The 14,689-nt window shown below is 51.1% G+C and carries 11 protein-coding genes; 6 read left to right on the top strand and 5 right to left on the bottom strand.

Annotation, left to right across the window (positions count from 1 at the left end):
• Positions 1–4: 4 nt before the first annotated feature.
• The gene (locus NG795_RS07925) at positions 5–937 is read left to right on the top strand and encodes a LysR family transcriptional regulator (protein WP_367288110.1); all 933 of its coding nucleotides are present in this window, start codon (positions 5–7) and stop codon (positions 935–937) included.
• 69 nt (positions 938–1,006) lie between these two features.
• Here the strand turns inward: NG795_RS07925 and NG795_RS07920 are convergent, their stop codons facing one another.
• Positions 1,007–1,585, bottom strand: a complete 579-nt coding sequence (locus NG795_RS07920) for a glyoxalase-like domain protein (RefSeq protein ID WP_367288109.1) — start codon at positions 1,583–1,585, stop codon at positions 1,007–1,009.
• 382 nt (positions 1,586–1,967) lie between these two features.
• Here NG795_RS07920 and NG795_RS07915 point away from each other — a divergent pair, with 382 nt between their 5' ends.
• Complete coding sequence (locus NG795_RS07915; protein ID WP_367288108.1) at positions 1,968–2,627, top strand: RNA polymerase sigma factor; 660 nt, start codon at positions 1,968–1,970, stop codon at positions 2,625–2,627.
• Between the two features lie 319 nt (positions 2,628–2,946).
• Here NG795_RS07915 and NG795_RS07910 read toward each other — a convergent pair whose 3' ends face one another.
• The 4 genes from NG795_RS07910 to cutA all read right to left on the bottom strand — a co-directional run bounded on the left by NG795_RS07910 (position 2,947) and on the right by cutA (position 8,097).
• Positions 2,947–3,381, bottom strand: a complete 435-nt coding sequence (locus NG795_RS07910) for a hypothetical protein (RefSeq protein ID WP_367288107.1) — start codon at positions 3,379–3,381, stop codon at positions 2,947–2,949.
• A gap of 830 nt (positions 3,382–4,211) precedes the next feature.
• Positions 4,212–4,409 carry a CAB/ELIP/HLIP family chlorophyll-binding protein gene (locus NG795_RS07905; RefSeq protein ID WP_261207504.1) on the bottom strand — a complete coding sequence of 66 codons (198 nt, stop codon included), beginning with the start codon at positions 4,407–4,409 and terminating at the stop codon, positions 4,212–4,214.
• A gap of 188 nt (positions 4,410–4,597) precedes the next feature.
• A complete protein-coding gene (locus tag NG795_RS07900) occupies positions 4,598–7,462 on the bottom strand; it encodes a CHAT domain-containing tetratricopeptide repeat protein (protein ID WP_367288106.1) in 2,865 nt (954 codons plus the stop codon).
• A gap of 296 nt (positions 7,463–7,758) precedes the next feature.
• Complete coding sequence (gene cutA, locus NG795_RS07895) at positions 7,759–8,097, bottom strand: divalent-cation tolerance protein CutA (protein WP_367288105.1); 339 nt, start codon at positions 8,095–8,097, stop codon at positions 7,759–7,761.
• Positions 8,098–8,555: 458 nt separating this feature from the next.
• On the opposite strand from cutA, the gene NG795_RS07890 reads away from it, so the two are divergent.
• The 4 genes from NG795_RS07890 to NG795_RS07875 form a co-directional block, all read left to right on the top strand.
• A complete protein-coding gene (locus tag NG795_RS07890; RefSeq protein ID WP_367288104.1) occupies positions 8,556–11,024 on the top strand; it encodes a DUF7925 domain-containing protein in 2,469 nt (822 codons plus the stop codon).
• Between the two features lie 140 nt (positions 11,025–11,164).
• Positions 11,165–11,689 carry a hypothetical protein gene (locus tag NG795_RS07885; protein WP_367288103.1) on the top strand — a complete coding sequence of 175 codons (525 nt, stop codon included), beginning with the start codon at positions 11,165–11,167 and terminating at the stop codon, positions 11,687–11,689.
• Complete coding sequence (locus NG795_RS07880) at positions 11,686–14,364, top strand: DUF11 domain-containing protein (RefSeq protein WP_367288102.1); 2,679 nt, start codon at positions 11,686–11,688, stop codon at positions 14,362–14,364. The genes NG795_RS07885 and NG795_RS07880 overlap by 4 nt, the downstream gene beginning before the upstream one ends.
• A gap of 6 nt (positions 14,365–14,370) precedes the next feature.
• Positions 14,371–14,689 (top strand): hypothetical protein (locus NG795_RS07875; RefSeq protein ID WP_367288101.1); only part of this gene is annotated, 319 nt, incomplete at its 3' end.

The following is a 14,689-nucleotide window of genomic DNA, read 5'->3' as shown; positions in this document are numbered from 1 at the left end:
GCCATTGAAGCAGTCAACCCTACACCAGCTAAGAGTCTTTGAAGCCGTAGCTCGACATAAGAGCTTTACTCGTGCTGCTGAAGAACTCTTTTTAACGCAACCCTCGGTTTCGATGCAAGTGAAACAGTTGGCCAAGTCCGTGGGAATGCCATTGTTTGAACAAGTCGGGAAACGGCTGTATTTGACCGAAGCCGGGGAAGAGTTGTTAGGGGCTTGTCGAGACATTTTCGATCGCCTCTCCCAATTTGAAATGACGGTGGCCGATCTACAAGGTCTCAAGCAGGGACAATTAAAACTGAGCGTGATCACCACGGCCAAATATGTGATTCCCCGCTTACTCGGGCCCTTTTGTCAACGCTATCCGGGAATTGACGTCTCTCTCAAGGTGACGAACCATGAAGGATTGCAGGAACGGCTCAATGACAATCTTGATGATCTGTATATCTTAAGCCAGCCTCCGGCGACTCCGGATGTCTTGTGTCATGAGTTTTTGGACAATCCTTTGGTGGTGTTAGCACCGATGAATCATCCCTTGGCATTCGAGAAAGATATCCCCATTGAACGGTTGAATGGGGAACCCTTTATCATGCGCGAACCGGGTTCGGGAACCCGACAAGCGGTGCAAAAAATGTTTGAAGATCGGGGGGTGGCGGTGAAGGTGCGCCTGGATTTGGGGAGTAATGAAGCCATTAAACAGGCGATCGCCGGAGGATTGGGAATTTCCGTGCTGTCTCGTCATGTTTTGACCCTGGATGGTTGGCAAAATCAACTGACGATTCTCGATGTGGAGGGTTTTCCTATTCCCCGACAGTGGTATGCCATTTATCCCAGTGGCAAACAACTGTCCGTGGTGGCGCGGACCTTTTTTGACTATCTCCTGAGTGAAGGGAAGCAGGCGATCGAGAGTTCGACAAGATTACACCAACAGCCGGAATGAATCTCCCTTGCACCAAAATCCGGCGAACCCAGCACAGGACGAAGGGCGATCGCCGGATTATTTGTAACCTTAATTCGAGACCTCAGTCATCTCAATCACTCGTCCTTGGCGGTCTTTAACCAAGAAATTTAAAGGCTTTTCTCGCCGGATTTTGTACTTAACTCCGCTCATCTGCACCCGCAATAGCAACTGTTCGAGGCAGTCATGGTCAAACCCAACATGGCGTTGTCGGTTCTTGCTGCCTAAACTCGCCCCAGAAATAACGTGCAATTGAGTATTTTTCTGTAATTGATACCAGAGTCCATCGGGTCCAGCAATGGTTTGAGTCGCCGTTGACCCCATTGGGGAGGACATATAAAGGGGGTCAATACCCGTGCCGCCCAGGGTTTGCTCGTAGTTATAGTAGTAATGTAAGGGGACTTCCGCCGCAGGCAATTCCAGCAGCCCTTCATAAAGCTGTCGGGCAGTCTCCAAATCTGAAACCATAATGGTGTAAACTTTCGGGGCGCTGGTGAGGAACATCCACATCGCCACGCCATAAGCAGCGAGTAGCATCACCATAATCCCCTGGGTAGAAAAGAGGCTATCCAGAGGCAGGGATGGCAGCAACGAGCTTAATATCGGAGGAACGCTAACAGTTAGAGCCATGTACTTTTCAATAGGGTAAACCAAGGTTTAGATTGAGCGATCGCTTGCCTAGTCGGGGAGGTGACCCCCTTCATTGTAGGTCAATCTGATTGTAATTAATTGTAACAAAGCGAGACAGAACTCATCACCGCATTCTCTTGGACTTCGGGCCCCGACCCCAGAAACCGACTTTCTGAATCGATATTTCCCTCCTTTACCAACCCATTTTCCTAAAAACCCGGTTTCTAGGCGTTCGTTCTAATTCTGTTGAGGTTAGGGATGGGAATTTCCTGCAACTGTGGATATATTACAGACATCCATCGGAGATATCTGGAGTCGTCTAGGGACTTCAGACCCCTTGTGGGTGATGCAACTTACCAGTTTTCAAAGGAAGTTTGAACTCATGCAACCGCCTGTTTTTTCTGAATGTCAGCACCCCCTGGTGCAGTCTTTGTTTCAAAGAAGCGATCGCGAACTGCTGACCCTATTTCAGCGCCACCCCGATGAAGGCAAATACTTCACCGCCATTTTTGGGCGCTATAGTTCCATCGTCTATACCCTCATTCAACATCAAGCCAAATCCCCCGTTCAAGGCGACTATCTCTTTGCCATGACTTGGCGGCATATTTATCACGAACTCCGGGGACTCGATTTACGCTTTGAGGAAGGCGCTTCCACTCCCTTTACCTTGCAAACTTGGCTGATTAATATGACCGCTTGGTGTATCGAACACGCGGAATTACCCCCGGTCGAATCTATCCACTATTCCTTACAAACTTCCCCACCTCCGTTATGGTGTTATGTAGAACAAGCTTTAGATCTGCTCTCTCCCCTGTTGCGGATTACCGTCTTAATGGCCCAGACCTTTCATTGGAGTGAAACTCGCATATCGGCCTATCTACAAGCGGAAGGAGAAACGATCGCCCCAGGGGAGGTAAAGGCATTACTCGAAGAAGGGTATCAACGGTTAGAATCAGCCTTGCCCAGGGATATTAGAACCATTTATTTGGAGGCTTTTCCCCCTCATTCTAATTCCGCCCCCGCTTTGCAAAACGCCACCTAATTTCATCAGGACAAGGCAGATGCCTTGTCCTTAATTTGTCCGGAGTTATCATCAGCAATTTTTCAGCAAAACTCTTTGCAGGTTATATTTTTGGATACCCACCAAAGCCGGTAGTTGAGCGCGTGACTGCCACAATTCCTCCTTCCCTTCCGCTCATGGGTGGCGTGATTCCTGCTACCTGGGCCTGGGGCTGATCCGTTGGGGTGCTGGCGTCCTATTACATAGAAATAAAAAAGGGGAGTGCCAACTCCCCGAATCCAGCAAAAATGTAATAAACTCTCATCCGAGCAATACTTTCATGGCTAGATATTTGGCTCAATCAATTGCTTAAAGCGGCCTGAATTATAGGCTTCAATTCATCAACTATCTCCTTGGTTGTTTTAATGCCCTGAATCACTTTATTGCGGAAATCCCCTAAACCTTCGTCTGACTGGACGATATCCAAACCTGTCGTATATTTACCCACTTCATCGGGTAATTTTTCTTGCCAAGCATCGGTCCCAGCACTGGCACAGGTAAAATCAAACTTTGAACAACGAGTCGTACATCTGTAACTTTTACTGATCCAAATAGCTCGACCAGCGCTGTCCATGCAAATGACGAGAACATAGCCCCGGAGACCTTCAGACCGATGTTGTGATCGGCTGAAAGTTTCAATGGATAACAACCCATTTTTGTAAAGGGTTGCGGTAGTAGACATACTTTTTTTGTTGCCTACTTCTTCGGATTCACTAACTCGAATGGGTTCGCTCATTTTTAAAGTCCATGTTGATAGTGATTTGGCAGCCGAGTTTTCCCCCTTCAAAAGTGGGTTCAAGTCGGATGCTTATTTCAGGTTTGTTGTTTAGCTCAAAACCCCGGTCATGAATAACTTTTGCCACAGATTCAGCCATCTTTTCTGGCAAAACTTTTTTCAGCACTGTGCGAGGTTATCTTGCCTATTACGTTCCGGTCTTTCCGGTCTCAATCCCCTCCGTAAAATCTGTTGGTGTGGTAAAGATTTCCATTAGTTTTTGTATTTCCCGGACTCAGATTATGAAGAAAATATAAAGTTAGATGAGTTAGGCAGCAAGTAAAAATACTCATTCGTGAAAAGCGTATTTGTACTCCCTTTGTTTAGATTGGCCGCCCCGATATTACGGTGACAATGTGGTAAGCGTAGCCATGCCCTAGTCTTTTTGCTTCCCATCCAACCTCGTCTAATTCCGTACTCTGTTCTTGGGGAAAATTCCTGAACCAATTGTCTTTTAGGTTTGAATAACCAATGGGGCACAAATAATTGCATATATTTAGGCAGACGGGGCAAGAGTTTCAGGCAATCAGAATGTGGAATTTGTTTGGCATGGCTGCTTAAATCGGCGGTGAATTTCATCTAATGGCCTAAGTGGGAATGATCGCTTACTTGATTCCCGCAAATAAATGACCTGTATGTATGTCCATTTACCTGCCCAATGTTACTACCCATCCCTTATCAAACAAAAACGCACGAGTTGAGAGGACTCGTGCGTTGCAAAGGCTTGTCTATGAGAAAGTTGATTTTGAGATATCGAGCTAAAGCTCGTTATTTTATAAATTTTGGAAAAATTAGATTACTCCATTTTTGGTTAAGACTTCAAAGGCGAGTAATGAAACAAAACCAATCATTGCTAATCTTCCGTTGAGTCGTTCTGCGTAGGGGGTAAAACCTGTGCGCGGGGTGTCATCAACGTACATTTTCGGCTCGATCGCAAAGTTGTTGAGTTTATCGCTTTCGCTGATCACGACTCCCTTTGTGGTGTTCATGGTTATTGGCTCCTTTAGTTGGTTTGGTGAACCCCTTGGTTGCTTCTGTAAATAAATGTAACAGATATTATGAAGTTTTGCAACAATATTGGGAAAATTTATTAAAGTTTATGAACTCTTGTTGACAACTGGCAATTTTTAGGTTAAAAAATAGGAGGATTAACAACAAGGGTAATCCCCCGAAACCCTTACTGCCACTCGCCTTGTAAGGTAAAGGCCGCCCAGTAAAAAGGAGCCTGCCACCGTTGTTGTTCCCAAAGTTCGATTTGGGCCGATCGCAGGGCAGCCGCTGGAGTTAACCCTTGTTGGAGCATTTTCTGGTAAAAATTCACCATCAGCCTTGCAGTAGCTTCATCATCCACACTCCACAGACTAACGAGAACCCGAGGTGCACCGGCATACATAAACCCCCGGGTGAGCCCCACCAAGCCCTCCCCTCGGATTTCCTGACCTAACCCAGTTTCACAGGCACTCAACACGATTAATTCCGCAGGTAAGTCCAGGTTAAAAATTTCATGGAGGCGCAAAAACCCATTTAACGGTTCCCCCTCTTGATTTAACAAGGAAAACACTAACCCCGATAACTCCGGATTCACACTATTGAGCAATCCGTGGGTGGCAAAATGGACAATCCGATATTGACTCAATTCAGGATTGGTAGCTGCTTCTCGACTAGCTTCAAACCCGAAAGCTTTTCTGCGTTCGGATTCGGGAACCAAGGCGAGAATTTCCTCCGCTTCAAGTTTGGTATAGGGAAGACGGCTAAATTGGACTTGCGAGGCGCGAGTTCCGGTGTCAGATTTAATCTTGAGGGTGACAGACTCATCGGATGCAGTGGGTTGGAGGCGATCGTCGTAGGGGGTAAACACCGGATCGGCGAGGACCGCTAGGGTTTTGGGGGCAGGGGTGCGTCCGGCAATTTCTTGACGCAAGACGGCCATTGTAGAGGCAGAAGGCAAGCTAACGACTTCATGTTTGACGATTAAGGGTAGATAACTCTCGCTGTCGTCTGGGGGATTGGGGACGGCGAGGGCGGCGAAGGGGATGTATTGCAAGGCCCCATCACTGACTATCAGCAGGCGCTTGTCATCGGTGAGGAAGTCGGCGGCGGGTCCGAGGACTTTCTCGCTGAGGGCGGCAGAGGTTTGGGTAAAAATCGATCGCCGGATTCGTAGACTGGGAATAGTGAGGGCGTTTCTAAACGCTTTGGCGGATTGTTCGATTTCCTCTCGGGGGGGTAGGGTGTAGCTGGTGAGGCTGGTTTTGGTGACAACCCACAGGTAACTCCGTTCTTTGCCGAGGGAATATTCCAGGAGGATGGTATCGTCATCGAGGACTTGTTGCTGGATTTGGGTAAGGGTGAGGGGTTGGGGTTGGGTGAGGGCGGCGTAGCGGGGACTGGTGACGCGCAGCAGGGTTTGGACTCGCCGGTATTGGGTGAGGATGTCGTCAATTTCGGCGGCGAGGGCGTCGGCTTGTTCGGGGGTATGGGGTCCGGAGAGAAGTTGGATGCGCCGTTCTTCTAGGGCACTGAGTTGTTGTTGGATGCTACGTTCGCGATCGAGGAGTTGGGGGTCAGCCCCTTGGCGGATGTCGGCGTTGGCTTCGTTGAGGATTTCTAGGAGACTGCGGGCGCGGCCCTGTTCGCTGGCTTGGAGGGCTTTGGCGTCAAAGCCTGCGGTGGGCTGCTGTTGGTGCAGTTCCATGAGCAGGTCGATGTAGAATTCGTAGTAGTCCTGGACTTTGGCGAAGAAGGAGGCGCGGGACTCCTGGCTGGCGACGTTGGTGCGAAGGTCCTCGGCGATCGCAATGGCGGTTTCGATTTCGGTGAGGGCGTTGTCAAGTTCCCCTTGATGCCGCAGGGCGATCGCCATGCGGTAGCGGGTGAGGGCTTCTTTGGGCCGATCGCCGACGGATTGGCGCAGGGGTAGGGCTTGATTGTAGTATTCCAGGGCTTTAGAGTGGTCACCGAGGGAGGCATAGACGAAGCCGATGTTGTTGAGGGTACTGGCTTCTCCCCGGCGATCGCCTGCGGTTTCCCACAAGGGTAATCCCTGGCGATAGATTTCTAAGGCTTGGGGATACTCGCCGTCTTTGGCATAGACGAAGCCCATGTTGTTGAGGGTGGTGGCTTCACCTCGGCGATCGTCTGCTGCTTGCCACAGGGGAAGGGCTTCGTTATAAGCATCGAGGGCTGTTTGTTTGTCTCCTAATGCTTCGTAAACGTTGCCGATGTTGTTGAGGGTAAGGGCAACTCCAAAAGGGTCATCGAGTTCTCGATAGAGGGGAAGGGCTTGATTATAGTAGTCGAGGGCTTCTCGATATTGTCCTAAGTCGTCGTAGATTTTACCAATATTATTGAGGGTGACGGCCACTGCGGAGAGATCCCCGGCTTCTTTCCACAGAGGGAGGGCTTCGTTATAAGAATCAAGGGCTTGTTGATATTCCCCGAGGGCATCATAAACGGCCCCCCGTTCTAGGAGGGCAAAGGCTTCTGCACTGGGGAGTTCGAGTTTTTGATACAGGTCTCCCGCCTGATTATAAGCGTCCAGGGCGGGGGTAAAGGTCCCCAGTTCCGCATAACTACGGCCTAGGTTAAACAAAACGTCAGCGACCCCGGAAAGGTCTTCTACGGCTTGTTTGAGGGTGAGGGCTTCTTTGAGGTAGTCGAGGGCTCCTTGGGGGTTGCGGGAGGCTGTGGCGACGAAGGCGAGTCCGATCAGGGTTTCGGCTTCTAAGGATTGATCGCCGAGTTGTTGATAAAGGCTGCGGGCTTCTTGGAGTTTAGCGATCGCAGCGGTGAGGGCTTCGGGGGTGCCTTCTAGGAAGAGTTGCTCTCCTGCGCTAAAGGCGCGATCGGCTTGTTCTTTTAATCGGTCTGGGGTGGTGTTCTCGGGAAAGTCAGATTGGGTCTCGGGAGGGTCAAGGAGGGGGGCTGCAACGGCCATTCCGGGGCAGATCAGGAGGCTTAATCCCAGGGTGAGGTGCAGGACCGCCCGGGGGAGGCGGTCCTGATATGGGTTGTTCTTGGTTTTATCTCCTCGATCGCTCATAAGGGGTTGGGTTTTACCAGGATTGAGGGTGAACTGTTGGGTATGAAGGGGGGCGTTATTTTTTCGTTCCCCTAGGGGTTGCCTTCGGAGGGCTGTCCTCCTGTTGATACCCCATTCCAGGATAGGTGGCTGTAGCCTATTGGGGTATTATAGTCCCTGTTTTCAGCACTCAGAACGACTGCCTAGGGCTGTTGGGTTTTCTTTCTCTGGGGTCGGAATTGGATCGAGGATGACTGTTCCTCTGGGGGGACCGATGCATGGGCTTCATGTCGGGGGTTCCGATTGGGAAAGACTGGTCAATCTCCCACAACTGACTCGCTAATCCAGTTTAAGTAAGGCGTATGACCTGCAATAATTGGGACGGCAATTATTTCAGGAACTTCATAAGAATGTAAGGACTTTACCGTTGATTCTAATCGGGCAAATTGACGCAAATCAGTTTTAATTGTGAGTTGCCATTCTTCTTCTTTATTAAGTTTATCTCTCCAGGTATAAACAGAGTGGATAGGGGTCAGGCTCACACAGGCGGCTAGACCTGATTCTACTAGGGCTTCTGCGATCGCCTCGGCTTCGGTGCGCCTGGGGGCAGTGACCCAGACGATGCCATATTCCGGTTTATCCATAGGGTTTATCATGGGGCTTTTTTCCTCGGGTTTGCTGGATTGACTACGCTTTCAGGTTTTGCTTGGGGCTATTTTATCGGGTTAGGGAACAACTTAGCAGTTTGGGAGTCAGGTATTCATTATTTTCTTAAGTCATCCGGATGAAAATTGTAAAATTTTTGTAAAGAAATATTAAAGCTACTTGACATCACGGAGACGGGTTAGGTTAAATGTAAGTCTAAGGTGAATACAAAATTAATGAAGGGAAAACACTTAATAGGCTGTTTAAACTTTAATTAATAAAACCCGATAAATTGAGGGGGTTTAAAGTCGTTGAACCTCCTATATTTTTTTAGTTTAGAGTTTATTTTCGGCCAGATTTAGCCATCGCTTTCTTCCACTCATTAGGGAATTATTTTGATTCAGGTTGGCAGCATGAGCATCAGGGGCATCTAACAGCATCTACCAGTTACTCCAGGGTCATCTTTATTGTGGAATCCACTCAATATGCTGGAAAGCACCGGGCCAAGCACCCCTATTTAATCAAGATATTGTTGCTGGGCGGGATGGGAATTGGGCCGCTATTTTTAGCCGTGCCATTCCCCGTTTTTGCTCAACTAACTCCAGCGGGAACCCCCATTGAAAACCGGGCGACGGGCAGTTTTGAGGACCCGCAAAATCCGGGGATACCGATTCAAGTTGAGTCCAATACGGTGCGGATTACCGTGGCGGAAGTTGCTGGAATTACAGTCCAAGCAACGGGGATTACGGACGCCGATGGGGACGATCGCATTGATGTCGGGGACCTGCTTTACTTTCAATATCAAGTCACCAATGTGGGAAATGACCCCACTAGCTTTCGCATCCCGAATTCGGCGAATATCACCGGACCCGGAACCCTCACGGGTAATGTGGAAATCAGTACCGATGGGGGTCAAACTTGGATTCAAGTGACGGGGACGGAACTGATCACCCCATCAGTCCCGCCCGGTGGTAGTCTCCTGGTACGAGTGCCGGTAACGGTAAGTTCTGATGCCGGAATGGGCAGTGAAATTGCCGTGCAACTGGGGAATGCCCCAGGGGATGGGCAAAATGTGTCCCAACAACCGGGGGTCGGGGATGTTTATACGGTAGATAACCCCAATGGATCGGTGCCCGGGGAAGTGGATGGACCGCCGGTGAATGGAACCCGGGGGGCGAGTGCGACCCAAAGAGTGACCGTGCAAGCAGTCCCTTTGGCATTGGCGGCCCTGTATAAAACTCATGGGACGCCGGTTGAAGTGAATAATCCGGCGGATCCGTCTGATGATGTGATTACTTATCAACTGGCGTTAGACGTGCGATCGCAGCTACCGCCAGGAGTCACGGGATTTGTGCCGGGAGATTTAGCACCGAATCAGCAGTTTCCGATTAATGTCGATGGGACTCTGGTCAACCGGGTTCTGATTTCCGATGCAATGCCAGTGGGGACTCAATTTGTGCTAGATTCCGCCGTCGCACCCCAGGGATGGCAAATTGTGTTTACGGCAGATGACCCCAACAGTGCCAATCCGTTGCAAGCAACTTGGCGGACGGATGTTGCAGCAGTCGGAGGGGTGGCCAATGTGCGGCGAATTGGATTTATCTCGGAAACTACCATCACCCGGGGAACGGTAGTGAGTGGATTTGCGTTTAAAGTGGTCACGGGCAATATTGCGCCCGGGACAACAGCGATCGCCAATATTGCCCAAGTATTTGGGGGCACGGCTGGGAATCCGGACCGCTTGGTGTATGACGAATCCGGAGACCAAAATCCCAGTAACTTTAATGACGATGGGACATTACCTGTCCTCGATGCCCAGGGGAATCCCGTTGTCTCCTCCGGAGTGGCGAATCCAGCAACCGATGGAGTTGACCCCAACAATAATAATACCGGCGTCGGACCGGGGGGGGAAGCAAATGTCCTCACCCTACCCTTTGCTCCCACGACGATTATCAATGGTCCGATGGGGACACCCGGGGCCGTTGGACCCACGGATCAAAATGACAGTTTCACGAATAATGCGGTGGTTCCGATTCCGCCTAATATTCCACCGGGAGAACCCTTCTCCCCGGTTCCTCCGGGAAATTTTGGCAATACGGTGGTGAATCCCACGGGTCAAGCGCTGACACTGGCCCCAGTTAACCCCAGCGATCGCAACTCCTTACCCCCAGGCACTACCGTCCCCATCACCTATGAGGGTCGAACGGTTACATACATTTACGATCCAGTCACCGGATTTACCACCTCGGATCCGTCGATCATCATTCCTGGGGAAGTCTCTCCGGCAGACTATCAAGTTCAGATTCAATTGCCCAGTGCACAAGTGAATACGGAATATTCAGTGCCGATCGCCGCCTTTATCGATACCGATGGCAACGGGATGTTTGATCCAGGGGAACAAGGGGCGACGACGATTAACCGGGTTTATACCGGGTTTATCGAGACCATCAAAGAATCTCGCCTCCTCAAAGGGACGGGACCGGATGTGCTGCCCGGACAGGAAACCTTTAGTACCGAGGTGAAAACCCCGTCCCCCGGCAATATCATCGAATATCGCTTGACTTACAATAACTTTTCCACCGTTGGAGGTCCGGGGAATGTCACCCTAACCGCCCAGAATTTGGTGATTACCGAAGATGGGACAACTTATGACCCGGTGACCAATCCCCAAGGAAATAATTGGGCGTTAGATACGGATAACCTCGATGAAGATACCAATCTGACCACGGGAATTGATACCTCTCATGTGGTGGGGTCTGCGGTGGATTCAACCGGGGGAGAAATTCAATTGTTCCAGGGAAGACCGGCAACGACGCCCACGGGAGAACAAAGCGGGACGACGGTGGAAACGGATGTTACCCGGTATGTCGTCCGGGTGCTTCAGGACCTGGCCCCGGGAGAATCGGGAACCTTTACATTTCGCCGTCGGGTGAATTAAGTCAGACTTTCAGTTGAATCAAACCTTTGTTCATCACATCGATTCAGTAATCAGGGGGGAAGGAAATGCAGGAAAACCCGTTCGTAATTTTAATGATAACTTTGGGCGTGATCGGGAATCTGTCATGGACGGGTTGGGCAATGGCATCGATTCCACCCGTTGACCAGGAGAATGCTACTGGCATCGGGTCCTGTGTTCCCGGGTCCTGTCCACTGTTCCTCACCCAAGGTAACCGGGTGCAAATTCGTCTGCAACTCTATCAACTCAGAACCGTTGACGATGGGCAAGGGAATGTCAAGACTGAATGGGTAGAACTGCCTGGTGCTGCATCGGTGCAACCCGGGGAGGTCCTACGCTATACGATCGCCGCAGAAAACCAAACCGGTGAGGATATCCCCAACTTCATCCTCACCCAACCTATCCCGGATCCGGTGGTTTATATTCCTGACTCCTCCCGCATCGATACGGATGCCGAAATTACCTACAGCATCGATAACGGCGAAACTTTTGTGGAGAGTCCCACGGTGGAAGTTACCTTAGAGAATGGACAGGTGGAAACCCAACCGGCACCCCCCGAGACCTATACCCACCTCCGTTGGACCTTGACCAATCCCCTGCCACCGAATGCAGTTGTGACGGGACAGTTTGAGGTGAGGGTGCAATGAAGCATCAAAACTCTGGAGTAAGCAACTCCCCATCCAAATCGAGGACTGTTCCGAAGTTCTGGCCACTCACTGCCACCCTCCTCGCCGGAACCGTGGGAACGCTGTTTATTAAAACGGGCAAATTTTCCCCAGCCTCTGCTCAGGATAACCCCCAATGTGTGGTTCCTGGGTACTTGCTGCAAAATGAAGCATCCTACAGTTACAGCAGCGATGGCATTAATCAGATTGAAGCGATTTCCAACCCCATTACAGATGCGGTCGTGGGGGGAGGACCCATCACCATCAATCCCGGTGGCATTCGGGATGGGGGAAATAATCGCGTTTCTGGTGCTTTTGCCGGTGCATTAGCGGATGAGTTAATCAAATTGGGATTTACTCAAGAAGAAGCAACTCGGGCGGTGATTGCTGTCACGGTTACCTTGGCGCAGATGCCGGTTGATTCGAGTTTCCGCCGAGTGGCGATCGCCACTCGGACGGCGGTCTTCCAAGCAGTTCCTCGCAAAGCATCTGTGATCGCCCGACTACAACGCCAACAAGCACAAGAAACGGCGATCGCCCTAACTGCTGAACTCTCCAAATCCATCCTCGTCAGTGATGGACTCACCCCCGCCGAAGCAGAAAGCGTCACCCAACAACTCATCTCTACCCTTGTCTCTGCTGGCGATAATGCACCCATTGACGAGACCTTCCGCGCCGCATTTCAGGCGATGGTTGCTGCCGTCCCCCCTCGCGAAACCCTCCTCCGGGACCTTGCCGAAGACTTTATCGAAGAAATTCGCAACATCCGCAACGGCGTTCGCAGTGGCATCGAACAAGGGGATGTACTCTATTTTGATTTCACCCTCAGCAACCCCACCGATAGCGCCCTGCGTTTCCAAATTCCAGATGCCAACGCCGTTCAACAAGAAACCACCAACGGCATTGTCCGTGGGGTTAGTTATTCCATGATTGGCAGTGGTAGCGATGTCTTCCTCGTTCGCGATTGCTTCCCGGAACCTCAAGAACCCGGACCTATCGTGATTACTCCGGCACCGAATATCGATCCTTTACCGCAACCGCAACCGCCAACGGAATCGCAACCGCAACCTGAACCCGGACCTCCACCCACGATTACTCCGGCACCAGATATCCAACCCCTACCCACTCCCACTCCAACTCCTCCCACTCCGCAACCGCAACCGCAACCGCAACCGCAACCGCAACCCGTCACCACCCCAACCGATGTGATTGTGCCACCCGGTGGCGGTGTCCAGATTATCGTTGAGGTAGAAGTTGGACCCGTTCCCCCCGATGGCGGTGGGGTAACGGTCAATATTCCCACCCCTGTAGAAACTCCCGAACAACCTCCCACGCCACAAACGGTCATTATCACCCCCACCCTGCCTGGTACTCCCCGCCGGGAAGGACTCGGACGGATTACCGGATGTGCCGGAGAACTCTTACCGGACTACACCGGATTTAGAGTTGGACTCTACCAACCCAACCAGGCAGACCCCACCGGAGGGATTCAAGGGGTTGTCCCTCTGACTCCTACAGACATCCGAGGGGGACTCTCCCCTAACCTCGAAAATGCTAACCCCTTCTTTCTGACCAATGGGGAAGAAGGTACTTACAATTTCCTCCTGGATGTCACCCGAGGTCAACTTGACCCCGGAGTGCAATACATTTTCTTAGTCTCTCCCCCATCGGGGAGTAACTACGCGGAACGTCGCATCCGCCTTGATATCGGTGCCAACAACAATGGCATCGTTTCCTATACCGCCACTGCCCTCGATGGACGTCCGCTGAATGTGGTCACCAACAGCACGGTTGCTGAAGGAACTATTGATATTCGCGATCGCCAACAAGTCGGATTAAGTTTAGGCACTTTCGACTTAACCACCAGTCTGTGCGAAGCGCAGGAAATCCAAATCGAGAAAACCGGCGATCGCATCGCTGCCGAACCCGGCGATACCGTCATCTACCGTCTCGCCATCCGTAACCTTGCCAATACTCCCGTTACCGGCATCATCGCCGCTGACTTCCTCCCCCTCGGATTCCAATTCCGCGAGGATTCCGTCCGCGCCGAAATCTCCGGTCAGCGCATTGGCATCACCTCTACTCATGATGGCCGTTCTATCACCTTCGATGCATCTAACGTCACCATTCCTCCCACGGAAGTCCTCAATATTGCTTACGCCGCACGCATCACCCCCGATGCCTTGCGCGGCAATGGTCGGAACTCCGCCTTTGCCAATGGTCAGCGTGTCGATACCGGCATCCAGGTTCAAGATGGTCCAGCAATTCACTCCCTGCGCATCGCACCGGGAATTCTCTCCGACTGCGGCACCTTAATTGGTCGAGTGTTCGAGGACTTCAACGGCGATGGCGAACAACAACCCGATGAACCCGGTATCCCCAATGCGGTGATTTTCCTCGATGACGGCAACCGCATCATCACCGATGAACAAGGGTTGTACTCCGTCTCTAATGTCCTGGGTGGATATCGCACCGCGACATTAGACCTCTCTAGCGTTCCTGGATACACCCTCGCACCCAACGAGTTTGTCAGTGAACGCAATAGTCTATCCCGCCTCGTGCGCCTCGAACCCGGGGGTATGGCACGGGTGAACTTTGCTGTAACCCCCGCTGCGGAGGAAAATCCTGCCTCCACCGTCGGTCAAGAAGGAGGTTAATTTAAAATGCACTTTCAATCTAAATTTTCCCATCTCAGTTTTAATGGTTCCCTCGTTTTACCCGTTGCCGCCTTTCTCTTCCCGTTACCGGGATTCGCTCAGTTGTCCCCTACTGCCATAACTTTTGGCCCAGGGTCGGGTCTAGCTTCTTCCCCGCAGCAACCTCAGATATTATTGTCAACAGAGCATCTGCAATTTGTTACAGATTCCGATAAAAAGTTATCGGAAATTGAGACAACTTCGGAAAATGCTTTCCCTGAAATAGTCCCCGATGCCGCTAATTCCAGCAATATCTCAGGGGAAAACTTACCCCGGATATTATTGT

This window comes from Laspinema palackyanum D2c (assembly GCF_025370875.1).
Classification (GTDB): domain Bacteria; phylum Cyanobacteriota; class Cyanobacteriia; order Cyanobacteriales; family Laspinemataceae; genus Laspinema; species Laspinema palackyanum.
Note: the sequence above shows the minus strand (reverse complement) of the source record. Positions and strands in the feature narration are given on the sequence as shown.